General features: G+C 32.4%; 22 protein-coding genes and 1 pseudogene. 22 read left to right on the top strand and 1 reads right to left on the bottom strand.

All coding sequences use genetic code 11. The features are described from left to right. The first annotated feature begins 76 nt into the window (after window positions 1–76). The 8 genes and pseudogenes from J2S72_RS06625 (at window position 77) to J2S72_RS06590 (ending at window position 6,970) form a co-directional block, all read left to right on the top strand. Window positions 77–1,009 (top strand): hypothetical protein, encoded by a 933-nt coding sequence (locus J2S72_RS06625; protein WP_023056545.1) that lies wholly within the window; start codon window positions 77–79, stop codon window positions 1,007–1,009. Next, window positions 1,002–1,463 (top strand): hypothetical protein, encoded by a 462-nt coding sequence (locus J2S72_RS06620; RefSeq protein ID WP_023056561.1) that lies wholly within the window; start codon window positions 1,002–1,004, stop codon window positions 1,461–1,463. Before J2S72_RS06625 ends, J2S72_RS06620 begins: the two co-directional genes overlap by 8 nt. Beyond that, window positions 1,376–2,392 carry a VapE domain-containing protein gene (locus J2S72_RS06615; protein ID WP_307495237.1) on the top strand — a complete coding sequence of 339 codons (1,017 nt, stop codon included), beginning with the start codon at window positions 1,376–1,378 and terminating at the stop codon, window positions 2,390–2,392. The genes J2S72_RS06620 and J2S72_RS06615 overlap by 88 nt, the downstream gene beginning before the upstream one ends. Before the next feature lie 310 nt (window positions 2,393–2,702). Then, window positions 2,703–3,083: a hypothetical protein gene (locus J2S72_RS06610; RefSeq protein WP_023056470.1), complete on the top strand. Its 381-nt coding sequence runs from the start codon at window positions 2,703–2,705 to the stop codon at window positions 3,081–3,083. Continuing rightward, window positions 3,083–4,543, top strand: a pseudogene (locus J2S72_RS06605) (relaxase/mobilization nuclease domain-containing protein). The gene J2S72_RS06610 and the pseudogene J2S72_RS06605 overlap by 1 nt, the downstream one beginning before the upstream one ends. 191 nt (window positions 4,544–4,734) lie before the next feature. Further along, window positions 4,735–4,944, top strand: coding sequence for a helix-turn-helix domain-containing protein (locus J2S72_RS06600; protein WP_023056537.1), 210 nt, complete (start codon window positions 4,735–4,737; stop codon window positions 4,942–4,944). A gap of 3 nt (window positions 4,945–4,947) precedes the next feature. Further along, window positions 4,948–6,480 carry a type I restriction-modification system subunit M gene (locus tag J2S72_RS06595; protein ID WP_023056530.1) on the top strand — a complete coding sequence of 511 codons (1,533 nt, stop codon included), beginning with the start codon at window positions 4,948–4,950 and terminating at the stop codon, window positions 6,478–6,480. Then, window positions 6,470–6,970 (top strand): restriction endonuclease subunit S, encoded by a 501-nt coding sequence (locus tag J2S72_RS06590; RefSeq protein WP_307495213.1) that lies wholly within the window; start codon window positions 6,470–6,472, stop codon window positions 6,968–6,970. Before J2S72_RS06595 ends, J2S72_RS06590 begins: the two co-directional genes overlap by 11 nt. Here J2S72_RS06590 and J2S72_RS06585 read toward each other — a convergent pair. After that, window positions 6,967–7,698: a restriction endonuclease subunit S gene (locus J2S72_RS06585; RefSeq protein ID WP_307495212.1), complete on the bottom strand. Its 732-nt coding sequence runs from the start codon at window positions 7,696–7,698 to the stop codon at window positions 6,967–6,969. The two genes, J2S72_RS06590 and J2S72_RS06585, sit on opposite strands and share 4 nt — an antisense overlap. A 34-nt stretch (window positions 7,699–7,732) precedes the next feature. Between J2S72_RS06585 and xerA the strand changes: the two genes are divergently transcribed. The 14 genes from xerA to J2S72_RS06515 all read left to right on the top strand — a co-directional run bounded on the left by xerA (window position 7,733) and on the right by J2S72_RS06515 (window position 25,063). Next, entirely contained in the window at window positions 7,733–8,716 is a 984-nt protein-coding gene (xerA, locus tag J2S72_RS06580; RefSeq protein WP_023056538.1) for a site-specific tyrosine recombinase/integron integrase, read from the top strand. A 13-nt stretch (window positions 8,717–8,729) separates the two neighbouring features. Next, window positions 8,730–9,914, top strand: coding sequence for a restriction endonuclease subunit S (locus J2S72_RS06575; RefSeq protein ID WP_307495211.1), 1,185 nt, complete (start codon window positions 8,730–8,732; stop codon window positions 9,912–9,914). Then, on the top strand, window positions 9,907–10,113 hold the full coding sequence (locus tag J2S72_RS06570; RefSeq protein ID WP_036740022.1) for a hypothetical protein: 207 nt from the start codon (window positions 9,907–9,909) through the stop codon (window positions 10,111–10,113). The genes J2S72_RS06575 and J2S72_RS06570 overlap by 8 nt, the downstream gene beginning before the upstream one ends. A 38-nt stretch (window positions 10,114–10,151) precedes the next feature. Further along, window positions 10,152–10,682, top strand: coding sequence for a hypothetical protein (locus J2S72_RS06565; RefSeq protein ID WP_023056472.1), 531 nt, complete (start codon window positions 10,152–10,154; stop codon window positions 10,680–10,682). Between the two features lie 5 nt (window positions 10,683–10,687). Continuing rightward, on the top strand, window positions 10,688–13,831 hold the full coding sequence (locus J2S72_RS06560) for a type I restriction endonuclease subunit R (protein ID WP_023056557.1): 3,144 nt from the start codon (window positions 10,688–10,690) through the stop codon (window positions 13,829–13,831). Window positions 13,832–13,876: 45 nt separating this feature from the next. After that, the gene (locus tag J2S72_RS06555; RefSeq protein ID WP_023056512.1) at window positions 13,877–14,554 is read left to right on the top strand and encodes a DUF4357 domain-containing protein; all 678 of its coding nucleotides are present in this window, start codon (window positions 13,877–13,879) and stop codon (window positions 14,552–14,554) included. A gap of 46 nt (window positions 14,555–14,600) precedes the next feature. Continuing rightward, complete coding sequence (gene dinD / locus J2S72_RS06550; protein WP_023056541.1) at window positions 14,601–15,461, top strand: DNA damage-inducible protein D; 861 nt, start codon at window positions 14,601–14,603, stop codon at window positions 15,459–15,461. A gap of 896 nt (window positions 15,462–16,357) precedes the next feature. Then, complete coding sequence (locus J2S72_RS06545) at window positions 16,358–18,334, top strand: hypothetical protein (RefSeq protein ID WP_307495210.1); 1,977 nt, start codon at window positions 16,358–16,360, stop codon at window positions 18,332–18,334. 526 nt (window positions 18,335–18,860) lie between these two features. Next, window positions 18,861–21,392, top strand: a complete 2,532-nt coding sequence (mgtA, locus tag J2S72_RS06540) for a magnesium-translocating P-type ATPase (protein WP_307495209.1) — start codon at window positions 18,861–18,863, stop codon at window positions 21,390–21,392. 143 nt (window positions 21,393–21,535) lie between these two features. Further along, the gene (locus J2S72_RS06535; RefSeq protein ID WP_023056495.1) at window positions 21,536–21,964 is read left to right on the top strand and encodes an ArsR/SmtB family transcription factor; all 429 of its coding nucleotides are present in this window, start codon (window positions 21,536–21,538) and stop codon (window positions 21,962–21,964) included. 77 nt (window positions 21,965–22,041) lie between these two features. Next, a complete protein-coding gene (locus tag J2S72_RS06530) occupies window positions 22,042–23,277 on the top strand; it encodes an MFS transporter (protein ID WP_023056562.1) in 1,236 nt (411 codons plus the stop codon). 117 nt (window positions 23,278–23,394) lie between these two features. Continuing rightward, window positions 23,395–23,922 carry a YgjV family protein gene (locus tag J2S72_RS06525; protein ID WP_023056467.1) on the top strand — a complete coding sequence of 176 codons (528 nt, stop codon included), beginning with the start codon at window positions 23,395–23,397 and terminating at the stop codon, window positions 23,920–23,922. Window positions 23,923–24,052: 130 nt separating this feature from the next. Further along, window positions 24,053–24,739: an AzlC family ABC transporter permease gene (locus J2S72_RS06520; protein ID WP_307495208.1), complete on the top strand. Its 687-nt coding sequence runs from the start codon at window positions 24,053–24,055 to the stop codon at window positions 24,737–24,739. Further along, a complete protein-coding gene (locus tag J2S72_RS06515; protein WP_023056496.1) occupies window positions 24,740–25,063 on the top strand; it encodes a branched-chain amino acid transporter permease in 324 nt (107 codons plus the stop codon). Window positions 25,064–25,067 lie beyond the last annotated feature (4 nt).

The following is a 25,067-nucleotide window of genomic DNA, read 5'->3' as shown; positions in this document are numbered from 1 at the left end:
ACTTGGTATTTCATCCCTGACAAGATTATTTTATCAGATTGTACTTCCATCAGCAATATAAAGATTGGAGGTTACGATGATTAACAAGGAAAATTACTTGCGAAATATTCCAATGGAATTAAGAGAATACAAACAGTGGTTATGGTTTAAGAAAATCAGAAAACAGGATTTGAAAGGGAAGGAAAAAATACTGAAGCTTCCTGTAAGTCCGATTACCTTAAAATCTGATGACTGGAATAATAAAGAACAATGGGGAGATTTTGAAACAGCAGTTAATAATATAGAAAGTAGTAGTTGTGACGGATTGTCTTTTGTGTTAAGCAGGGATGATCCGTTTGTGTGTATCGACTTGGACAGTGTAGATAATAAAAAGCAGGATATGTTTATAAATGACTTCAATGGTACTTATGTAGAAATTTCACAATCGGGAATGGGAATACACATTTTTGCAAAGGGAGAAATAGAAAAGAACTTTAATAACCAACTTGAAAAAGTGGAGATGTATCAAGAAAACAGATGTATTGCCATGACCAGTAATATCTATAAATTTAATGATTTTATTGCAGAAAAAGTTCTTTTGAAACAAAAGGAGTTGGATAAATACTACAAGCTATTTTCACCCAAAAGAAGTGTTAGAGAAATTATTAGAAAGTATCAGGAAGCAGCTGAATGTGTTCCTGACAGTAATACGGTTATAGAAATGATGTGCAGGTATAACGCAATGGTAAGAGCATTGTTTGAAGGCTCATACACCAGCGGAGATGCCAGTAAAGATGACTTTTCGTTACTTCTTTTTCTAAACAGTTTTACTCATGGAAATGCAGAAATGATGAAAGAATTATTTTTGAAATCTGCACTTAATCGCATTGGCGATCGCAGCAAAAGAAGAACGGAAAAAGGATATCTGAAATACTTGGAAGACAGTATTTCAAAAGTGATACAGGGAGGAAATAAGAGGTATTGGGATTATAACTATCACAGAAGTAAAGGAGGGTATTTGCTTGAATAATTGGCTTAAATTTGATGATGTGGAGCTTAGCGATTATGTAGATCGTGAGCTTGCAATCACAGAAAAAGGACAAGTCAAAAGTACAGCAACCAATCTCATAACTGTGTTAGTGAATCCCTGTTTTTGTAAAGAACAAGATATTTTATCAGGATATATTTTCTTTGACACTTGCAGTCGAACTATTTGTTTTTACGGAAAGTTAAAAGGCGAAAAAAGCACTGATTTAGAAATACGAAAATGGAATGACCATATGACAAATATCATTGGAGTTGAAATCGAAAGAGAATTTGGAATTAAGTACTCTAAAATCGTATGGAAGATGCAGTTCTCTTTGTTGCTCACAAGAGGTCAATCAATTTACCGGCGATGTATATGGAATCGTTACACTACGACGGGCAAGAATATATTTCAAAACTGCTACCGAAATATCTTGGAGCAGAGGATACAAAATTAAATTCCTGGATTATGCAACATATTTTGGTCGGCATGGTAAAAAGAGCGTTTAATCCCGGATGTAAGTTTGATGAACTGATGGTTCTTACGGGGGTGCAGGGTGTTGGAAAAACTTCATTTATTGAAAAACTGGCACTGTTTCCCGAATGGTATTGCTCGCTAAACAATATAAAAGGGAAAGATGCCATCAGTAATTTGGTGGGAAAGATTGTTGTTGAGCTTGAAGAATTTGTCGCTCTTAGAAATGCAAAAAGTGCTGATGAAGCTAAGTTGTTTATATCTGCAAGGACAAGTACAGTAAGACTTCCATATGAACGATTTTCAACAGATGTAAAACGAACCTGCATACTGATTGCGACTACAAATGATGCAACATTTTTAGGAGATTTTTCAGGAGAAAGAAGGTATTTACCCGTAAAGGTTAATGCTGAAAATATACAAATTCCGTTAATGTATGATCCTGAAAAATATCCAGTATTGGAAACTATCACAAGAAAAGAACATGAGGAAATCATAAAACAGGATTTTGAAGGGGCGATTGCAGAAGCTGTCTATCTTTATGAAAATAAACTTCATGATTTCTATTTGCCGAAAGAGTTGCGTTCAGATTTGGATTTTGTTATTCAAACACATAAGAGCGATAACAGGCATGTCCAAAACTTCTTTGACTTCATGGAATGGAAAACTACAAAGTCCGATACACCGAATTTGTTGTGTTCTGCCGAGTTTACGAGCAGGTATCCTGAAACAAATGAAAAAGTGTTTTCAGAACTAATGGCAAACGAGATGATAGATGAATGGAGACTTGAACCATCTGTAAAAAGTAAGAAGGTAAGAATTGACGGAGTGGTTCGGGTTAGCAAGAAGTTTTATAAACGAAATATTAATACAGATTTTGTGGAGGTTAATGCTGAAGATATACCATTCTAAGAGTTTTGAAAAAGTCCGCTACCGCTACTTTGCTACCAGGCATAAAAGGTAGCGGGGTAGTGGTAGCGACAACTTTTAAACTTTTGTAGAAAAGGAAAAAACATGATTTCTTAGATAAATTGATTATAGCGGTTCATATGTCTTTTCTGTGATAGTCATAAGAGCTTATTAGTAAAAGCATTATTTTCAGTGAGATAGCAAGCATATACTTTCTGACCACACCCAAAAAGTAGGCTTGAAATTTGACAACTCAAATTTGAAATATTTAGGGAGAACCCTAAGACTCCGAAGAAGAAAGGAGTGATGAAAAATGTCAAAGAGTGTTAATCGAAAAAATAATTACACTGTTCATTTTATGATAAATGAAGATGATATGAAAGAACTTAACAGAAGATTTGCTTTGACCAATTTTAAGAGCAAAAGAGAGTTTTATAGAGATAGTATTTTCAAGAATAGAATTATCAGCATTGATTTATCCGGTGAGTTTAGAAAAGAACTGAGAGAGCTTTCTTCCCTTGTAAGTCGTAACTCAGCAAACCTAAATCAGATCGCAAAAATGGTAAACAGCACAGGTGTTATTTACAAAGAGGATATTGAAAGTATCAAGAAAGCCTTGCAAGGCGAACTACTTTTTTTGTCAGAATTTAGAGAAAAAGTTTCCGACTATATCATCAATGAGGTGATTGGCTGATGGCGGTTACGAAGATACACCCGATTAAAACAACACTGAAAAAGGCGATAGACTATATCTGTAACGGAGATAAAACCGATGATGAAATCTATGTTACAACGCATCTATGCAGCAGAGAAAACGCTCATAAGGAATTTGAGCTTACTAAAAAGCAGTTTAACTCAAGAACTAAAACTTTAGCTCATCATTTAATTCAATCATTTGTACCGGAAGAAGTGAGTTTTGAAGAAGCTCATTAGGTAGGAATTGAACTTTGTGAAAAGATTTTAGGCGGGAAATATGAGTATGTTTTAGCGACACATATAGACAAAGACCATATACACAATCACATCATTTTTAATTCCATAGATGTGGATGATGGGAAGGTGTACCATTCCTATTACGGCTCCTATATGAACATCAGAAATCAAAGCGACAGACTTTGCAAGGAGCATAATTTATTTGTCATTGACCAAGAAACACAAAGGGAAATCAACGATATCTGGCGAAGAAAATATGTAAATTGGTACGACTGGAATGAAGATAAAAAAGGAAGTAGCTATAAATCAAGGCTTCAGTTTGATATTGATAGAACTATAAAACAGTCCATCAACTGGCAAGACTTTTTATCTAAAATGGAGAGCTATGGCTATGAAATAAAATATGGTAAGCATATAGCTTTTAAAAGTAAAAATCAGCAAAGATTTACCAGAACAAAGACCATTGGAGTGAATTATACCGAAGAAAGAATTAAAGATAGGATCCTGAATAAAGAAAAAGAAATTGGAAATATCATAGACATTAAAAACAATGAAAAGGCAAAGTCAAGCAAAGGCTATGAACACTGGGCAACGAAACACAATCTTAAAACAGCGGCTTCTACGCTTGTTGAAATCAGGAATAAAGGGTTTGACTCAATGGAAGAATTGGAGCGTGGCATCAGCCGAATTTCCATCGAAAAGAATGACTTGAAACGAGAATTTGATAAGCTGTCATTGGAACAAAAAAGGATAAAGGAAGTAGTAAAGCATATTCAAATCTGCATCAGCAAGCGAGAACATTATGAAGGCTACCGAAAAAATCCAAACGATAAGATTTATATGATGATGAACCGAAAAGATGTGGAAGCCTATCAGAAGTCTTATGAAGAAATAGATATTTTTCTTAAGCAATTTCCGCACTTGAGACATGTTGTAGCAGGAGAGTTAAAGACAAAATCAAGTAAAAATTTGTTCAAAAAGCTGAATGAGCATTCTAAGGATTTACAAACTAAACAAGAGGAAATAATCAAGAAGCACAATTCATTAGCAGCACAGTATGAGGAATTGAAGCATCTGAAAAATAATATGGATGATTATCTTGGCAGGGATAAAACGGAGGAGAAAAAGAGATCCATTATTGGAGCAATTAAAAGGCATCAGGCTGAAGATAAGGAAAAGCTAAAAGAAAAGAAAGAAGCAAGCAAAGAAGTTGAGAGATAAGCTTATGGTCGGTGTGGTCTTATGACGACGCCGACTTCTTGTATTTTATGAGTTCGTATATTTATGTTGGAAAAATATAGAAATTTATAAAATCTAAAATTAAAATAGAGAGAACGCTATATTTGAGTGCCTAAATATGGTATAATGTTCTAAATTAGGTTTGGGGGACTCATAGAAAGTGAGGAAATTTAATGAAAGCTAATTATAAAAAGCTATGGCATATTTTATTGGATAGGGATATGAAAAAGAAAGAATTAGCTCACATAGCTGGAGTTAGTACATATACTATCAACAAGCTTAACAAGAATGATAATGTAACGGTCGAAGTTTTAGGGAAGATTTGCAAGGCTTTGAATTGTACATTAGACGATATTATGGAATTTGAAGAGGATGGTGAATAAATAATGGCTGGGAAAAACAATGCAAATATCGGTTTTGAAAAACAAATTTGGGACGCAGCTTGTGTTCTTTGGGGACATATTCCTGCTGCTGAATATAGAAAAGTAATTGTTGGACTTATTTTTCTCCGATATATATCCAGCGCCTTTGAAAAACGCTATGAGGGACTTCTAAAAGAAGGTGATGGTTTTGAAAACGATAGGGATGCATATGCAGAAGAAAATATTTTCTTTGTACCGGAAGAAGCTCGTTGGAGCAAGATTTCTTCTGCTGCACACACACCTGAAATTGGTACAGTAATTGATGAAGCAATGAGGGCAATCGAAAAAGAAAATGCGAGTTTAAAAAATGTTTTGCCTAAGAACTATGCCAGCCCAGATTTAGATAAAAGAGTACTTGGCGAAGTTGTTGATTTATTCACTAATGAAGTAAAAATGGATGGAACTGAAGCAAGTAAAGATTTACTTGGGAGAACTTATGAATATTGCATTGCTCAGTTTGCAGCCTATGAGGGAACTAAAGGTGGCGAGTTTTATACACCATCAAGTATTGTTAAGACTATTGTTGCTATTTTAAAGCCGTTTAATAATTGCCGTGTATATGATCCTTGCTGTGGCAGTGGCGGTATGTTTGTGCAAAGTGAAAAGTTTGTACAGGCTCATAGTGACAATAGAGGTAATATTTCTGTTTATGGACAGGAATCTAATGCAGATACATGGAAGATGGCGAAAATGAATATGGCTATAAGAGGAATTGATGCCAATTTTGGTTCCTATCATGCAGATACATTTTTCAACGATATTCATAAAACATTAAAATCAGATTTTATTATGGCGAATCCGCCATTTAATCTTTCAAATTGGGGAGCGGATAAATTAAAAGATGATGTAAGGTGGAAATATGGAACACCACCATCTGGGAATGCAAACTATGCATGGATACAGCATATGATACATCATTTAGCACCAAATGGAAAAATTGGATTGGTGCTTGCTAATGGAGCCTTATCTTCCCAATCTTCCGGAGAAGGAGAAATAAGGAGAAAGATTATAGAAGATGATCTTGTTGAAGGTATAGTAGCTTTGCCTACACAGTTATTTTATAGTGTAACAATTCCTGTAACCTTGTGGTTCATTACTAAAAATAAAAAGCAAAAGGGAAAGACTCTATTTATTGACGCCAGAAAAATGGGATATATGGTTGATAGAAAACATAGAGATTTTACGGAAGGAATACAAGAAGACGGAAGCCTTGGAGATATTGACTTATTAGCAAAAACCTTTGAGGATTTCCAAAATGGAATACTGGAAGAGAAAAAAGGATTTTCGGCGATTGCCACAATAGAAGATATTGCAAAACAGGATTTTATATTAACCCCAGGGCGATATGTAGGTATTGAGGAACAAGAGGATGACGGAGAACCATTTGAAGAAAAGATGACAAGATTGACTTCGGAACTTTCCGATATGTTTGAGCGCTCTCATGAACTGGAAGAGGAAATCAGGAAGAAACTGGGGGCGATTGGTTATGAATTGTAAGCTTGAAGAAATTGTAGATGTAACAATGGGGCAATCACCTAAATCTGAATACTATAACACAGAAAAGAATGGCTATCCTTTTTTGCAAGGAAATAGAACATTTGGATTTAAATATCCTACTTTTGATACTTATACAACAGTAATGACAAAATTTGCAAAAGCTGGAGATGTGATAATGAGCGTTAGAGCACCTGTTGGAGCTCTTAATATTACTCCGGTGGATATGTGCTTAGGGCGTGGTGTTTGTTCATTGAGAATGAAGAATGGGAATCAGAGTTTTTTGTTTTATATGATGAAATATTATGTTTCACACTTGATTAAAAAGGAGAGTGGTACAGTATTTGGTTCTGTAAACAGGAATGATATTAACGGTTTGGAAGTTGATATTCCAGAGGATGTAGAAGAACAAAAGAAAATTGCTCGATATTTGGAAATGATAGACGATAAGATTGAGCTAAACAATGCGATAAACAATAATTTAGCAGCTTAAAGATCTATGTCGGAAACATCAAGCTCACCGGACATCAACTTGGGTAAAAGAGTATCACGAAGTGCTGTCAAATTGCTTATTTCAGCTTGATTTGCCTTGATTTTTGCAAACATAGGAGCTGCTAAACTGTGAAATTCAGTTATTTCTTCATCGGTAGGTACTATGAAAGGCATACCTTTAATGATTTTTGAGTTCACAGCAGTTGCGATTGATGAAGTACTTCCCATTGTCTGATAATTAAAGCATTTCAGATAGCAATATAAGTACTCATTGATTTCTTTTTTGTCGGTTTTGAAATGAGCAATGGCTTCGTTGGTAGTCATTTCGCCGTCTGTTATTGCAATTCTGCCAACTGTCAATTTGAAACTAAGCAAAACGGTATTGTCAGGTACGATTTTGACATTATGACGGTCAACGGCTTCTCTTGTAAGTTGTTCGGAACTTTCGCTAATGTATAAACCACAAGTACCCATATCGGAAATAGATACCCAAGTAACATCTTTTGGATTAGTGCTAAACCATTGTGGCTCTTTTCTCGGAGGAGTTTTACCAATGGAAATATCAAAATATTCATCAGCACGATAAGTTTGTCTCAATTCGTTTGTAGTATCTACAAAACGATGACGGTATATGGCAAGCACTTGTTCAAGTAAATTATTGTTTAGCATATAACATACCCATAACTTCCGGGGGTGGCGGAAGTTAATATCGGGGGACTTCCACCCCATAGTCGTTCTCTAAGAATAAAAAGGAGAATTGACTGTGAAACAAGATTTAATCAAAGATGTTGTTCAGGGAATGTTACCATATTTGAACAATGCACAAAGCGAAAGGTTGCAAGAGGTGTTACAATACACCCTTGCAAGGTATGAGGTAACAGAAAACAAGCAAAAAGAAAAAATTTCGGAGCAGAACTATGTAGAGTTGTTCCTGTCGGCAAAGCGAATTGAGGGCTGTTCCGAGAAATCTCTTAAGTACTACAAAGCGACCATTGAAGCTATGCTTGATGACCTTGACAAAGAGGTCAAACACATTGTTACAGATGATATTCGAGGATACCTGACGGAGTATCAGGAAAAGAAGAAATCAAGTAAAGTCACAATAGACAATATCCGCCGCATACTATCCAGCTTTTTCTCTTGGTTGGAGGATGAGGACTATATACTGAAAAGTCCTGTCAGGCGAATACATAAGGTCAAAACAGGCACGAACATTAAAGAAACATACTCTGACGAGGCATTGGAACTTATGAGAGATAACTGTACCGAGCCTAGGGACTTGGCAATGATAGATATGCTTGCTTCTACTGGTATGCGTGTTGGAGAAATGGTGCTACTTAACCGCAATGATATTGATTTCAATGAGAGAGAATGTATTGTTTTTGGCAAAGGTAGTAAAGAAAGAGTAGTTTATTTTGATGCAAGAACAAAGATACACTTGCAAAATTATCTGAATAGCAGAACAGATGACAACCCTGCTTTATTTGTGTCACTGAAAGCACCTCACGAAAGACTAAAAATCGGTGGTGTTGAAGTGAGATTAAGAGAATATGGAAAGAAATTAGGTTTGCATAAGGTACATCCACATAAGTTCAGGCGTACCCTTGCAACAATGGCAATAGATAAAGGAATGCCCATTGAACAGCTTCAGCAGCTTTTAGGGCATAGGAAAATAGACACGACCTTGCAGTACGCAATGGTAAAACAGAGTAATGTTAAGATTGCTCATCGAAAATACATTGGATAAGAAAGGTGAAAATATGGCAGAGTGGAAGAAATATACATTAGAAGAAGTCTGCGAACGAATATATAGTGGTGGAACTCCTTCAACCAAGCACGAAGAATACTGGAACGGCAACATTAAATGGCTTTCTTCTGGAGAAACTTCCCAAAGATTTGTTTATGATACTGATAGAAAAATAACAAAAAAGGGCGTGGAAAATTCCTCGACTAAGCTTGCGACCAAGGGATGTACAGTTATTGCAACTGCCGGTCAGGGATATACGAGAGGGCAAGCAAGCTTTTTGATGATAGATACTTATATGAACCAATCTGTTATAGCTTGCAAAGCAAATGAAAGCATAATATTACCACTTTATCTGTATTACAATTTAGATAGCAGATATGAAGAATTTCGCTTGTTGTCCGATGGAACAAGCACAAGAGGCGGATTGTCTGGTTGGATATTGAAACGAATGGAGATAAAACTACCTCCAATATCATTACAGGAAAAGATAGTTGATATTTTATACTCTATCGATAAAAAAATAGAGGAAAACAATGCGATAAACAATAATTTAGAGCAGCAAGCCAAAGCAATATTCACAAATGAGTTTTTATCAACAGAAACTCTGCCCGATGGTTGGAAACAAGGTAGTCTAATAGACATTGCAGACTATCTGAATGGTCTTGCTATGCAAAAATATCGTCCTTCAAATGATGAGACTGGCATTCCGGTACTCAAAATTAAAGAACTACGCCAAGGATGCTGCGATGATAATAGTGAGCTTTGCTCTCCTAATATCAAAAATGAGTATATTGTCCACGATGGCGATGTGATTTTCTCTTGGTCAGGCAGTCTGCTTGTCGATTTTTGGTGTGGTGGTGTTTGCGGTCTAAATCAACACCTGTTCAAGGTCACATCCAACTCTTATGATAAATGGTTTTATTATGCTTGGACAAAACATCATCTTGACCGTTTCATAGCTGTTGCCGCCGACAAAGCCACAACTATGGGGCATATCAAGCGTGACGAACTCGCAAAAGCTGAGGTAATAATTCCGAGTATCGAGGATTACAATCGAATTGGTGCGTTACTTCAACCTATTTACGACTTGATTATCTCAAATAGAATCGAGAACAAGAAGCTTGCCGAAACAAGAGATTCTCTGCTTCCGAAACTTATGAGTGGTGAAATTGATATGTCTGAGGTAGATTATGAATAAGAAAGACCTCTTAGTACCATTCAATGCTCCGCTTAACGAACAGGACTCTGAAGTGCAAACCTATGGTTGCAGAGCTAATAATCCAGATATTTGTGGAAATAACGGATTGCAAAATGTATGTGCATTTACATCTGATGACTGCATTTGCAAAAAGCCGTCAAGAGCTTGGAAAAAGCAATACAACAAGCTCAAAGATTAAGCCGCTAAATTATTGTTTAGAATAGAAAGGAAGCCAATATGGAAATAATTATAAATTGGTGTAATTATAATAATGGCTTTATTACTGCAATTTTGTCTGCAATAGGACTATTATTAAGTGTAATAGCTGTTGTTGTATCGATAAGAACAGCAAGGTTACCATACAAGAAAAAGCTAAAATTGACTTCATCTGTTGATGTGCTTATTTCTAAAAATACTGTCAACGGAGAAGTTTTTAGTTACATAATGGGGATTTCGGTAAATGCTGCGAATATTGGCTCAAGAAATGTATCTATTACGTATTTGGGAATATGTGTAAAAGATAAAAAAAACAATATGGATAAACAACTAATAACTAAAATTAGAGACGAAATAACTGGAAGCGGAATGATGGCACCTGCTGAGGTTAAAACTGAACTGTACAAAAAAGACGATTTACTATATGCACTCTCGTTATTGAGCGGAGAAGCTTCAATTTATCTATATGCAAAGGATACAGAAGGAACAGAATACTTCGAGAGCGCAGGCAATGCGAAGAGTATGATAATGAATTTAGAAAATAAGGGGTGACGATTATGCCAGGATTTACAGAAGCCAACTATGAAAATTCGGTAATAGAATTATTCGGAAATGAACTGGGATATGATTATGTATACGGACCAGATATTGAAAGGGATTTTAATAATCCTTTATACGAAGATGTGTTAATTGAATCATTATATCGTTTGAACAAAAATCTTCCTGAAGATGCAATTCAAGATGCCATATTTAAACTAAAAAACTTTGAAAATGGAGAACTTGTGCAGAAAAATGCAGTCTTTATAGATTATTTGCAGAATGGCATTCCAGTTCGATATTTTGTTAAAGGAGAAGAACGTTCATCTATTGTTTATCTTGTTGACTACAAAAATCTCGAAAAAAACTCCTTTATAGTTGCTAATCAATGGACTTTTATTGAAAATAGTAACAAACGCCCAGATATTATTCTCTTCTTAAATGGCTTGCCGGTAGTGTTAGTTGAGCTTAAATCACCTTCTCGTGAAGAAACGGATGCATCAGAAGCTTATAGACAGCTTAGAAACTATATGAAGGAAATTCCTTCGATGTTCATATATAACGCTATCTGCGTTATGAGTGACCAGTTGACTTCTAAAGCTGGAACTATTACATCTGGCGAAGATCGTTTTATGGAATGGAAAACAAAAGATGGAAACTATGAAAATACACAATATGCACAGTTTGATACCTTTTTTGAAGGAATGTTCCAAAAAGAAAGACTACTTGATATTATCAAAAACTTTATTTGCTTTTCAAATGAGGGGATTAACACCTTTAAAATTCTTGCGGGATATCATCAGTATTTTGCAGTAAAAAAAGCAATAGAGTCCACAAAGCATGCCACTGTAACGGATGGTAAAGGGGGAGTATTTTGGCATACCCAAGGAAGTGGCAAATCCTTATCAATGGTATTCTATGCGCATTTACTACAGGAAGCTCTTGACAGCCCCACTATTGTTGTGCTCACAGATAGAAACGACCTTGATGATCAGTTATATGGTCAGTTTGCAAAATGTAAAGATTTTCTGCGTCAGGAACCAATGCATGCTGAAAGTAGAGAACACCTTAAAACTCTTCTTGCAGGAAGACAAGCTAACGGAATTATCTTTACAACTATGCAGAAATTTGAAGAGTCCTCAGAAGCTTTATCTGAAAGAAATAACATCATTGTAATGGCAGACGAAGCACACAGAGGACAATATGGACTTGCTGAAAAGATTAAGATTATGAAAAACGATGATGGTGAAGAAATAGCAAAACGTGTAATTGGTACAGCTCGTATTATTAGAAATACTTTACCAAATGCTACATATATTGGATTCACTGGAACTCCTATTTCTTCCAAGGACAAGAGTACACGAGAAGTATTTGGTGATTACATTGATATTTATGATATGACTCAGGCAGTAGAAGATGGTGCAACTCGCCCTGTTTATTATGAAAGCCGAGTTATTAAGCTTAATCTTGATGATCAAACACTTAAGCTTATTGATGCCGAATATGACATTATGGCACAAAATGCTGATGGAGAAGTTATCGAAAAGAGTAAGCGTGAGCTGGGACAGATGGAAGCTGTTCTTGGAAATGATAACACTATTAACTCTTTGGTTTGTGATATTCTAGACCACTATGAAAATAACCGTGAAGATTTACTTACTGGTAAAGCGATGATTGTTGCGTATTCTCGCCCTATTGCCATGAAAATTTACAAGCGAATATTAAAACTTCGTCCGGATTGGACTGAAAAAGTAGGTGTTGTTATGACCTCCGGCAACAATGACCCGGAAGAATGGAGACAGATTATTGGTAATAAACATCATAAGCATGAGCTTGCAAAAAAATTCAAAGATAACGACAGTACTATGAAGATTGCGATTGTTGTTGATATGTGGTTAACAGGGTTTGATGTTCCTTCTCTTGCTACGATGTATATATACAAGCCTATGTCAGGACACAATCTAATGCAGGCAATCGCCCGTGTAAACCGTGTATTTCGTGATAAAGAAGGCGGGCTTGTTGTTGACTATGTTGGAATTGCTACTGCTTTGAAGCAGGCAATGAATGATTATACCTCTCGTGATAAAAAGAACTATGGTGATACAGATGTTGCGAAGGTTGCATATCCGAAATTCTTGGAGAAATTATCAGTTTGCCGTGATAAGTTTCATGGATATGATTATACAAAGTTTATTAATGGTACCGATCTTGAGAGAGCAAAAACTATCAGTGGTGCTGTAAATTTTATTATCAGCAGAGAAAAAGTTGATGATAAAGATTCTTTCGTAAAAGAAGCTCTTATGCTTCATCAGGCTCTTTCTCTTTGTTCTTCTTTAGTTGATGAAGATAGTAGATTTGAAGCAGCATTCTTTGAGGCTGTTCGAGTTCTTGTTCTCAGACTTACCAATACCGGTGTTGGTAAAAAGATTTCCTTACCGGAAATGAATGCAAGAATAAATGAACTTTTGAAACAGAGTATTAAAAGTGATGGGGTAATAAATTTGTTTTCAGATATCAAAGAGGAGTTTTCTTTGTTTGACCCCAAATTTCTTCAAGATGTTGCAAATATGAAAGAGAAAAATCTTGCAGTTGAACTATTGAAAAAATTAATTGCAGAACAGGTTTCTGTTTATCGCAGAACAAATATTGTAAAATCTGAAAAGTTCAGCGAGATTATGCAGCGTTCTCTGAATGCTTATCTTAACGGTATGCTTACTAATGAAGAAGTTATAGAAGAAATGTTAAAGTTGGCAAAACAGATTGCAGCAGCACATCAAGAGGGAGACAGATTAGGATTGACTGCTGATGAACTTGCTTTTTACGATGCCTTAACAAAACCACAGGCAATCAAGGACTTTTATGAAAACGAAGAGCTGATTGCAATAACAAAAGAATTAGCCGATACTCTACGTAAGAATAAGACTATTGATTGGCAGAAGCGTGAATCAGCGAGAGCTAAAATGCGTATGCTGATAAAGAAACTTTTGAAAAAACATAAATATCCGCCTGAAGGAATGGATGATGCCGTTCAGACTGTTATGACACAGTGCGAACTTTGGACAGATAATTACAACTTTGAAGAAGATTACAAGGTTTATTTTAATACTAATTTTACAAATGAAAATCTATCTTTGGTTGCAGAAGAAAAGGGCAAATATAATTAATTAGTTTTATTCTTTGTAAACATGTATGGTGAAAGAGGATAAATTATGGCAAAAGGAATAATATATTTAATGACTACAGTCGTTTCTGGTCTTATCAAGATTGGCAAGACAGGAAATGAGCAATTTGAAAATAGAATGAGATTTTTAGAAAGCAATGGATATGCGAATATAACAGGACTAAAAAGGGAGTTTGCTATAGAAGTAGATGGATATGATGAGAAAGAAAAACTTATTCATGACATCTTTAGCAAAAGTAGAATTGTAGGTACTGAACTGTTTGCGTTAGATATAGAGGTGGCAAAATCCTTATTATCTTCTTTAGACGGTAAACAAATTTATCCTAAAGATAAAAGTAAAAAAGAAGTATTCAAAGAATCCACAGAAGAAATAAAACTTAAAACTGAGGTTGGATTTGTTCCAGATGGAGAGTATGTATTAAATCGTAACATAAAAGGTTTTGGGAAAGTAAATGGGAAAGCCATAGTTAAAGATGGAGTATTCACGGTGTTGAAAGGAAGTTTTTGTGGTAACACTGGCAAAGGTTATGTACCTTCTATTAGAAGAAATGCGAAGATAAAAGATAATATATTACAAGAAGATATTGTATGTATGAATCCATCAAGTGCCGGGTGGATAGTCATTGGCAAATCTAATAATGGATGGGTAGAATGGAAAGACTTACAAGGGAACCTTATTGAAAAATATAGAGATAAAGAAAAGTAGCTGATACATAAATTGGCTATCATAAAATATAACGAGAGGTAAGCTTATGCCAAATTTAAAAGCAAAAGAATATAGGCAATTTGAAAATATTAAATATGTTAGAAAAGACGGAAGCGAGTATTGGAGTGCAAGAGAACTTGCTGATGTACTTGATTATTCTCAGTGGAGAAATTTTCAAAAGGTAATTGATAGAGCGATGATTGCCTGTGAGAATAGTGGACACGATGTAGCATACGATTTTGCTGAGGTCAGCAAAATCGTGGAAGCTGGTGCTACAAGCAAGTCTATTAAAGATTATGAACTTACGAGATATGCTTGCTATTTGATTGTGCAAAACGGCGATCCGAGAAAAGAAGTGATTGCACTTGGACAAACCTATTTTGCTATACAAACATATAGACAGGAAATTGCAGACCATTTTAATCAACTTGATGAAGATAGAAGAAGGCTCGTAGTTCGTGGTGATATAAAACAATGGAATCAGCTTTTGGTAGAAACAGCACATGATGCGGGGGTCATCACAAACGAAGAATTTGCGATATTTCAGAACGCAGGCTATATGGGTTTGTATGGTGGGTTAGATGTAGAAGATATACATGACAGAAAAGGCTTAACCGCAAGACAAAAGATTTTGGATTATATGGGAAGCACTGAATTGATTGTTAATCTATTTAGAATTTCACAGACGGAAGAAAAGCTGAGGAAAGATAAAGTTGAAGGTGCAGAAGCAGCAACAAAAGTTCACTACTCAGTAGGAAAAGAAGTGAGAAGTGCTATTGAAAAAATAGGCGGAACTATGCCGGAAGATTTGCCTGTTCCGGAGAAAAGCATTCAACAAATAGAAAAAGAACAAATGAAACGTCTAAAAGATAAAGCGAAAAAGGGCAAATTGATGTTGGATGAATAATATTTGTCCAAAGAAAATCATTCATATTGTAGTATCACTATTGATACTGTTTTGATACTAAAAAACTCTAAAACTGCAAAAAACAGGTATAAAAATAGCCAAAAATAGAAATTAAAAAGATACTAATACAGAATTAAAGAAACAAATATGTTATGGTAATTATTGAGTGGGAATAATAGCAAAAAAACAAAAAAACTTGTAAAATCAATGGTTATAGAAGATTAAAAACTGTAACCGGGATTAAAATGGGAACATTTGTTAAAAAGAATAAATTGAATAATAGTTCCAAGTGGTTTTCATTTGGACAAAAAAAATAAGACCGTAGTCTTAGGCTGCGGTCTTTTTGCGTACATATTTTATTTTAAAAAATCTGGATTGTTAATTATTATATAGATTCTTCTAAATTAGATTATTAATTAATCTGATTCCAAAAGATAGAAAGGGGCATTTAAGAATTTAGATAATGCCAAAAGATGTGCCGATAGATTTGGTTTAAAAGTATTCGATGTTAATGGCAGGATAGTATATCCCGTTGGAAAGACAATCGACCAATTATAAAGAAAAGTAATTAGAAGTGATTGGGGTAATGGAGAAGAAGAAAATGGAGATTAGCTAATGCTGGATATGATTATAGGAAAGTTCAGAAAAGAGTTAATAGTATGTTATAAATTCAAAAAAATATTAAAAAGTAATAGTATAAAAGCATAATAATTTCTTTTGTTTTGTATGGTAGTTCAATTAAAAAAGCATACGAGTGGCATTACTTTGTAGCTAATTCTATATGAATTTATAAATTTTACAACTTATATGATAAAATATATATTATAAACTGATTAAAAATTTGGAGAAGGAATATGAGTGAAAAAAAGCTAATCATAAACATGAGTTTTAATGAAATGATGCGTTTATTAACTTTAGAAGGTTATGGGGATAAGTATGTAAAGTTTTTTGAAAAAGCGGCAAGTGGTTCACCTGATTTAATTAAAATATGTGAAAGGTTTCTTTATATTTTAAACTTTGTTGAACAAGAGGGTAATTCCTTTGATTTATTAAAGGACATGGTTTATAAGAATGAATTTTTTAATGTTACTACTTATTTAAACTATCACAATGAGTATCTTTCACAAATTGGATTAGGTGATATTGTAGCTTACTTTTATATGAAAGGGTTTGAAGACCTTAAAAATAAATGTAATCAGAATAGTGAATATGAATTTAACAAGCAGTTGGGCACAGTTATTGAAGCATTAAGAACCTATCATTTTATTGAGTTAAATGAATTATTAAGAAGAATAAAATATTTTGACAATAAATCATATGAAAAAGATTGGGCTCAATTAGATAATGATGATATTTTAACCCGGGCTGAAATCTATGATGTAAGTAGAATTTATTCTAAAGATGTTACAGAGGCACTAATACTGGTGCATTCTACTGAGAGATATATACAAGATAATACAGAGTTTATTTTAGTAAAAAATTACTTTGCCAGAGAAGAATATGAAAGGATCATTAATCTCATAGGAAGACGTGTAAACCCTATGATTGATCCATACTATTTAATCCACTCTCATGCAATGCTTGGTCATGTAAAAGAAGTTGAGAAGCTATTAGAGGACATACCTGCATTTAATGAATATAATATTACTTATACGCTATTAATGCTTGGGAATCATTTAGATCTTGATAAAGTAGATGATTATGTAACGGGATTAAAAGATGTTGAAAAAATATATCATAAATTTGAAGACAAGATTCATTGTTATAAAGACCAGGTATATCCTACCAGAGAAAAGAACGAATTCTATTTATTGATGTTTGAATATTTAACATCTTGGCTTTTAGAATTTGATGATATTTCTATAATTAGTAATATATCTAACTCTTATGATGAAAAACTTTATAATTATCTTATGGATAAGAAAAATGTATTTCAATTTGCACCATTAGAAATTAAAAAAGAACTGGATGCCTTTTTTAATTCTCATATGGATAATAATGATAGAAAAGACTTATACATTAAAGCCTATGAAGGGATGGAAGAATTTTTTATAGAAGATCAAATTAAATTTTTTAAATATTTTTGCAAGCTAAATATCAGCGAGGTAATTTATGAAAAAATTTATAACACAGTTTTTAAGAACTTTAAAAGCATGGATCCTTTAGTACAAGAGGAAATGAAGACCCTTATTCTTATGGCTTACTTAGACGCAATAGGAAAAGATAAGGAATTTGAAGAAAAATTCTACAATCTTTTTGATTTTCTAAATATTAAACATGAAGACATTGAAAAAGATAAAACAAGGAAAATTGTTAGAGATGGACTTAGCGATAATGGCAAAAAGGAATATGATGCAGCTTGCATTTTATATGATATGGCCATTGAAAGTAATTATAAAAATAATGATGCGGGTATGATAGCTATGTCATACTATAGAATCATAGAGAATGAATCGAATGAGAGGATAGTTAAACCTTTATTAAATTCTTTGGGGAAAGAGGGATTGGATGAACTTCTTAATTTATCTCACGGCACAAAAAAATGTGATATATTAACAAAAATGTTTAATGATATTATAAAGAATAATGACTCTGGGCTTATGTTTGGCAACCTAAGATATCTATTTAGGATTTTAAAATATGATTCAAAACTGTCAAAGGAATTAGAAAAGAATATAAAACTACTATTAACACCTTATGGAATTAATGAGTATGAGAATAAAAGATTTGATGAATGGTATTCTAGAGAAAAAGTAGAAATGTTTAGAAATCCTCCAGCTCATAACAAATATGTTCATTTTGATATGGCAAAAGAAGCAAAACAATATGTGGAAACTGAATTAGCTAGAATGGAAAGAATGTTTTTGCATTGATGATTACATCACGACAAATAAATCTAATATAAAAATAATTATACCTGCGCCAAGTTATGGTACAGGTTTTTTTAAATTTAAAAACTTTTAACGATATTCAAATAAGAGTGTGCAAACCGATACTTTATGTGTTTAAAAATCAAGAATTAAATTATATCCAAATAGAGAGAGTTTGAGACCCAGCTTGTGAGACTGGGATGGGACTAAAAATTTGAAAACGTCCTATAATTAGGTGAATTTAGTGGTACTCTAAAAATAGAATATAGTATTTTGAATGGTTTGAGATATATCGGACTTTTGGAAAAGAAGAATGGGAATAAAAAAATTGCTTATGAACAGCTTGAATGGATTAATATAAAATTCGAGAGTATCAATAGTGCAACAATAGTTAATTCATCTTGATTTTTTGTTGTTTTGTAAATTCAAACAGATACCAGAGTAGATTTAAATGAACTCTGGTATTTTTTATATTTTCTATTGCTCTTTATTTTTTCTTGGAATATATTTAAGTAAATAGGAGGCAAGTATGAAAGATTTTTGGTCCTATGATAAGGATGCTATTTTAAAACAATTAAATTCAAGTGAAAATGGTTTGTCAACTAAAGAAGCTGAGGATAGAATTGAAAAATATGGTAAAAATGTTTTTGAGGAAAAGAAATCTACTTCTAAATTTATGATTTTTTTGTCTCAATTTAAAAGTCCAATAACTATGATACTTATTTTTGCCGCAATCTTATCTATATTTTTAAAGGATTATTCTGATGGCGTTATTATTTTAATTATAATTTTAATTTCTTCTTTTTTAAGCTATCTTCATGAAAGCAAGGCAAAGGACGCTGTAAAAAAACTCCTTTCTTCTGTAAGTGTTACATCTTCTGTTTTAAGAGATGGAAAATTTCAAGAACTGGATAATGGAAATTTGACTGTTGGAGATATTATTAAAGTTAAAACAGGCGACATGATACCTGCTGATTGTCTGCTTATTGAGGATAATTCTCTCTCTACTGATGAGTCAAGTTTAACTGGTGAGACTTTTCCTGTGGAAAAGCTGACAACAAAAATACCTGCCAATACAAGTCTTTCTGAAAGAAAAAATTCTCTCTGGATGGGCACTCATGTTATTAGTGGCTCTGGCAAGGCAATTATTGTTAACTTAGCTAAAGATACTGAGTTTGGTAAAATTACTTCATCTCTCAGCCAAAAGGATTCTGATACAGATTTTGAAAAGGGCATAAAGGATTTCGGCAATTTAATTTTACATGTTACAACTCTTCTAATTGGTTTAATATTTATATTTAATATTGTTTTAAATAAGTCCTTTTTAGAATCATTTATGTTTGCCTTGGCTCTTTCTGTTGGCTTAACCCCTCAAATGTTGCCAGCTATAATTAGTGTGAATTTGTCACAAGGGGCTAAGAGAATGTCTGAGGAAGGTGTAATAGTAAAAAAATTAAATTCAATTGAAAATTTTGGGTCTATGACAATTATGTGTTCTGATAAAACAGGAACAATAACAAAGGGTAAGGTCAAGCTTGATAGAGCCTTAAATTTTAAGGGTGAAAAATCTGAGGACTTAAATAAATTTGCGGCGATTAATTCATATTTTCAAGAAGGCTACTCTAATCCAATTGATGAGGCTATTTTAAGTTCAAACAAAGATGATTTTTCTTCTTATAAAAAGCTTTTTGAAATCCCCTACTCCTTTGAAAATAAAATTTTAAGTGTAATAGTAAAGACTGGCTCTGATTTTTCAAATAAAAATTTTATGATTACAAAGGGTGCTTTTGAAAGCATTGTAAATATATGTGATTCTTATGAAAAGTCTGACAATTCTATTGGAAACATTAGTGAAATAAAAAGTCAAATATTTGATTTATTTGATGAGTTTTCAAGTAAGGGTTACAGAGTTTTAGGCCTTTCTTATAAAATTTTAAGTGACGACTCTGACTTTCAAAAGGAAAAGGCTATAGGCATGATTTTTAAAGGATTCTTACTATTTATTGATCCCTTAAAGGAAGATATAAAAGATGTAATAAGCCAAATGAATAACCTAGGTGTCTCTTTAAAAATGATAACAGGGGACAATGAAGAAATTGCTAAAAATATTGGCAGTCAAATAGGTCTTAATCCAGAAAAAATTTTGCTTGGTCAAGATTTAAGTTCATATTCTATAAGTCAACTAAATAAAAAAGTTTTAGACATTGATATTTTTGCTGAAATAAGTCCAAATCAAAAGGAAAAAATAATTAGAGCCTACAAAGAAGCTGGAGAGGTAGTAGGCTATATGGGCGATGGCATAAACGATGCACCAGCTATAAAGGAAGCAGATGTTGGCATATCCGTTGACACAGCAGCTGATACGGCAAAGGATGCAGCTTCTATTGTTCTATTGCAAAATAGTTTAAAGGTATTGTTATCTGGAATAAAAGAAGGTAGAAGAACTTTTATAAACACTTTGAAGTATATATTTGTTGCAACTAGTGCTAATTTTGGAAATATGTTTTCCATGGCAGGTGCAAGTATATTCTTAAAGTTTTTACCGCTTTTACCAAAACAAATCCTACTTACAAATTTATTTACAGATTTTCCTTCTTTGCAAATTGCCTCAGACTCTGTTGATGAAGACTGGTTAAAAAATCCGGTAAAATGGGATATGAAATTTATAAAAAGATTTATGGTGGTTTTTGGAATAATATCATCTTTATTTGACTACTTAACATTTTTTGTGTTGATATCAATATTTAAATCAGATGAGAGGCTTTTCCAAACTGGCTGGATGTTAGAATCTGTCATTTCTGCCATGGTAGTTATGCTAATAGTTAGAACAGCAAGACCTGTCACAAAGAGCAAACCAAGTAAAAAATTAATTTTTGCAATAATATGCGTGAGTTTGTGCTTAATTGCAATAATATATAGTCCTATTAATTCATATCTTGGCCTAATAGCACTTCCAATTAAGGTGATATTATCAATGTTTGGAATATCATTTATTTATGCCTTAGTTGCAGAAATATTAAAGAAAAAATTTTATAAAAATAATTCATTTTCAAGAAAATAAATTTAATAAATAATTTGACAAAAGACCCTAGTAAAAAATAGGGTCTTTTACTTTTATAAAATAATAAATTTAACGTTAAAAAAAATTTGACAATCTATTTTTTTTAAGTTAAGATATTTTTAATTAAAGGAGATGATTTTTTTTTGAAAGATGTCCATGTTTTAAATTCTCTTGAAGAAATAAATGTAGTTAGTGATCCTATAAGACTTAATATAATTATGAATTTAGGTTTAACTCCTAAAACTGCTCAAGATTTGTCCGATAAAATGGGAGTAAGTCGTTCAAAAATTCACTACCATTTAAAAATTTTAGAAGAAAATGGAATTATAGAGGTTGTAGATACTGAGCTTATAAATGGAATTACACAAAAATATTTTCTTCCTGTTGCAAAAGCTTTTATACCTAATAGTGAAATATTTAATAAAAATTTAGAAAAAAATATATTTAATTTTAAAATAGATGCAAAAGATTACGATGAATTTAATAAAGAGCTAAAGAATTTAATTAAAAAGTATAATTGCGAAAAATTAGATAAAGAAAGTTTTCAAGTACAAATTTATAAAGTTGATTAAATTGCCGGTAAGATTCAAACTTACCGGCAAAAAAACGCAAGACTGTCAAATAAAACAAAACGTTAAACAAAAGGAGCATGTTAAAAATGATTAGAAACAAAGATTTATATATTTTATTGTTAGGAAGATTAATAACTAATTTTGGAGATAGTATATATTCCATTGCAGCAGCACTTTTAGTTTATGAAATGTCAGGATCAACTTTATATTCTGGTATAACTCTTTTTTTAACTTCATCAACGGCAATTGTTCAACTAATACTTAGTCCGATTTTAGATAAAATTAATATGAAAAAGTTTTTAATAAAAAGTCAATTTATTCAGGCAGTTTTAATTTTACCGATACCTCTTTTATATTATTTTGAAAGGCTTAACATTTACCATATTATGTTTATTATGCCTATTGTTTCACTTATAAATCAGTTGGTTTACCCAGGTCAAATTTCATTACTTCCGAAAATTTTATCTGAAGATGAATTGATAAGTGCAAATTCATTTATGACTATGGCATATCAAGGTTCAAATGCTATTTTTGATACTTTAAGCGGAATAATGATTGCATCCTTAGGTTATATGTTTGCTTTTTTTGCTGATAGTCTTACATTTGTTATTACAGGTTTTTTATTTTGTTTTTTGTCTAAAAAAATTGCTGAAAATAATATAAGTCCTAAAAATTTAAGAGATTCTAATTTTATAAAAGAACATTTTATACAACTTAAAGAGGGTTTGGGTTTATTTAAAGATTCTAAAATATTTGCTTTAGCACTGGGAATAGTTTTTATAAATTTTTCTGCAACTTCTATAAGTGCAGTTTTACCGGCTTTTTCAAAAAATAAAGTATTTTATGGGATTATGTTGGGAGCCATGGGCTTAGGAGTTTTAGCAGGCTCATTATTTTCAGGATTATCTTTTTTTAAAAAATTTTCTTTAGGAAAATTATACATTTTCGGAATGGAATTAGTAGCTTTATCATGGATAGGTGTTTCATATTTTCAAAACAATCAATTAGCAAGTGCTGTTTTATATGGATTTGGTTGGTTTATAGTTGGGATAGTGAATGTTTATGCTCAAACTATGATTCAAATTACGGTTCCTAAAAATAAACTTGGAAGCGCAATGGGAACAATGATTGGAATATCTACTTTAATGGCACCTTTCGGAGCTTTATTGGGAGGATTTCTGGGAGATTTTTTTGGAAGTTCTTATACAATTTTAATTGCAAGTATAATTATTATATCAGTTTCTTTTTATTGGAATTTTAATAAAAGCATAAAAAATTTGCCATCTGTAAATGAATTTAATAAAAATTTTTAATGAATATTGTATAAAATTTTAATTTTATATTATGAGAAATTATTACAAGAAAAAGCATGGAAAATTTGTTAAAATGTGTATTGTATATTTTTATTTAAGGTTTTAGGAGAGTTATTGATGCATATTTTTATACAAATGATAGGTTTTGTGGGACTTTTATTTTTCTTTATTTCTTATCAACTAAAAACAAATAAGTTGTTATTTTTTATGCAGAGTTTAGGTTGTTTGACTTTTAGTTTACAATTTGCTTTGTTAGGGGCATATAGTGGGGCTATAAATCTTTTTATAAGCAGCCTTAGAAATTTTATGTTAATAAGGTTTAAGGAATCTAAGATAATTCGTTGGAGGGGTTGGATTTTTATTTTATGTGGAATTTCAATTTTAACGGTTATCTTAACTTGGAATGGTCCTTTGGGAATATTACCTGCTGTGGGAACTATATCCACAACAATTGGTTATTGGACTAATAATGCAAAAAAACTTAGAATTATAAATTTATTTGTGAATTGTCCTTGCAGTTTAATTTATGATCTTATTGTAAAATCTTGGGGCGGAGTTTTAAATGAAACTATTACTATAATTTCCATTTTAATTTCTATTTTTAGATTTGGATTAAAAGCTCTTGATGGAGATGAAATAAAATAAAATTATAAATTATTGTTAAAAAGAGTTTAGTTTTACTGAATTCTTTTTTTGTTTTAAGTTGGACTAAGAAGGCTTTTTCATATAAACTATATACGTTAAAATAATTATAATAATTTAAAAGTGGGTTGAAATGACTAATAAAAAAAAGATTATAGAACAAGCTTTTATTTCATCCATTCCTATATTTGCAGGCTATTTAGCTTTGGGAACTGGGTTTGGAATGATTTATATTTCAAAGGGTTTTAATTTTTTAGGCGGACTTTTAATGAGTATTTTTATTTATGGAGGTTCGATGCAATATGTGGCTATAGATTTATTTGTAAATCATGTAAGTCTGAGTACAGTTGCAATTACAACTTTACTTGTTAATGCAAGACACCTCTTTTATGGAATTTCTCTTATTGATAAATATAAAAATGCAGGTTTAAAAAAGCCTTATATGATATTTGCCCTTACTGATGAAACTTATTCTTTGGTTGTTGCTGAAAATAAAATCGCAAAAGAGGACAGGCATTTATATTATTTTTTCCTTTCTCTTTTTAACCATATTTATTGGATTTTAGGTTCTTTTGTGGGTATGATGATTGGAACTTTTATTAAATTTGATACTAAGGGAATGGATTTTGCTTTGACGGCTCTTTTTGTAACCATTGTTACAGATCAACTGAAAAATAAAAAAAGTTATTTGCCAAGTTTTATAGGCTTTGCAACCTCTTTAGCTTGTCTTTTAATTTTTGGCAGGGATCATTTTTTGATACCTACAATGCTTATAATTGCAGTTATTCTTTTAATTTTTAGAGAAAGGTTGGAAAAATAAATGGAGAGATCTTATTTTTTTGCGGCAGTTGCCATTATGTCTCTTTTAACAATTTTATTAAGAGCTTTGCCTTTTATAATTTTTTCCAAAAATAATACTCCAAAGACCGTAGAATATTTAGGGAAAGTTCTGCCTTATTCAATAATGGCTATGCTTGTTATCTATTGCTTAAAAGATGTAAATGTCTTGGCTGGAAGTCACGGCTTACCGGAAATACTTGCAATTTTATTTGTTGTATTTTTAGAAAAGATTAAAGGAAATGCCCTTATAAGTGTTTTTTTAGGGACGGCTTTTTATATGTTTTTAGTTCAAGTTATTTTTTAGATTT

The sequence above is a fragment of the Peptoniphilus koenoeneniae genome (assembly GCF_030812875.1).
Classification (GTDB): Bacteria; Bacillota; Clostridia; order Tissierellales; family Peptoniphilaceae; genus Peptoniphilus_B; species Peptoniphilus_B koenoeneniae.
This window is presented reverse-complemented; position numbering and strand designations above follow the sequence as displayed.

Excerpts from the sequence above, each read along its gene's own strand:
- J2S72_RS06625 (WP_023056545.1), top strand. The coding sequence starts at position 77 with ATGATTAACAAGGAAAATTACTTGCGAAATATTCCAATGGAATTAAGA.
- J2S72_RS06615 (WP_307495237.1), top strand. The coding sequence starts at position 1,376 with ATGTATATGGAATCGTTACACTACGACGGGCAAGAATATATTTCAAAA.
- J2S72_RS06610 (WP_023056470.1), top strand. The coding sequence starts at position 2,703 with ATGTCAAAGAGTGTTAATCGAAAAAATAATTACACTGTTCATTTTATG.
- J2S72_RS06600 (WP_023056537.1), top strand. The coding sequence starts at position 4,735 with ATGAAAGCTAATTATAAAAAGCTATGGCATATTTTATTGGATAGGGAT.
- J2S72_RS06595 (WP_023056530.1), top strand. The coding sequence starts at position 4,948 with ATGGCTGGGAAAAACAATGCAAATATCGGTTTTGAAAAACAAATTTGG.
- J2S72_RS06590 (WP_307495213.1), top strand. The coding sequence starts at position 6,470 with ATGAATTGTAAGCTTGAAGAAATTGTAGATGTAACAATGGGGCAATCA.
- J2S72_RS06585 (WP_307495212.1), bottom strand. The coding sequence starts at position 7,698 with ATGGGGTGGAAGTCCCCCGATATTAACTTCCGCCACCCCCGGAAGTTA.
- J2S72_RS06575 (WP_307495211.1), top strand. The coding sequence starts at position 8,730 with ATGGCAGAGTGGAAGAAATATACATTAGAAGAAGTCTGCGAACGAATA.
- J2S72_RS06570 (WP_036740022.1), top strand. The coding sequence starts at position 9,907 with ATGAATAAGAAAGACCTCTTAGTACCATTCAATGCTCCGCTTAACGAA.
- J2S72_RS06565 (WP_023056472.1), top strand. The coding sequence starts at position 10,152 with ATGGAAATAATTATAAATTGGTGTAATTATAATAATGGCTTTATTACT.
- J2S72_RS06560 (WP_023056557.1), top strand. The coding sequence starts at position 10,688 with ATGCCAGGATTTACAGAAGCCAACTATGAAAATTCGGTAATAGAATTA.
- J2S72_RS06555 (WP_023056512.1), top strand. The coding sequence starts at position 13,877 with ATGGCAAAAGGAATAATATATTTAATGACTACAGTCGTTTCTGGTCTT.
- dinD (WP_023056541.1), top strand. The coding sequence starts at position 14,601 with ATGCCAAATTTAAAAGCAAAAGAATATAGGCAATTTGAAAATATTAAA.
- J2S72_RS06545 (WP_307495210.1), top strand. The coding sequence starts at position 16,358 with ATGATGCGTTTATTAACTTTAGAAGGTTATGGGGATAAGTATGTAAAG.
- mgtA (WP_307495209.1), top strand. The coding sequence starts at position 18,861 with ATGAAAGATTTTTGGTCCTATGATAAGGATGCTATTTTAAAACAATTA.
- J2S72_RS06530 (WP_023056562.1), top strand. The coding sequence starts at position 22,042 with ATGTTAAAAATGATTAGAAACAAAGATTTATATATTTTATTGTTAGGA.
- J2S72_RS06525 (WP_023056467.1), top strand. The coding sequence starts at position 23,395 with ATGCATATTTTTATACAAATGATAGGTTTTGTGGGACTTTTATTTTTC.
- J2S72_RS06520 (WP_307495208.1), top strand. The coding sequence starts at position 24,053 with ATGACTAATAAAAAAAAGATTATAGAACAAGCTTTTATTTCATCCATT.
- J2S72_RS06515 (WP_023056496.1), top strand. The coding sequence starts at position 24,740 with ATGGAGAGATCTTATTTTTTTGCGGCAGTTGCCATTATGTCTCTTTTA.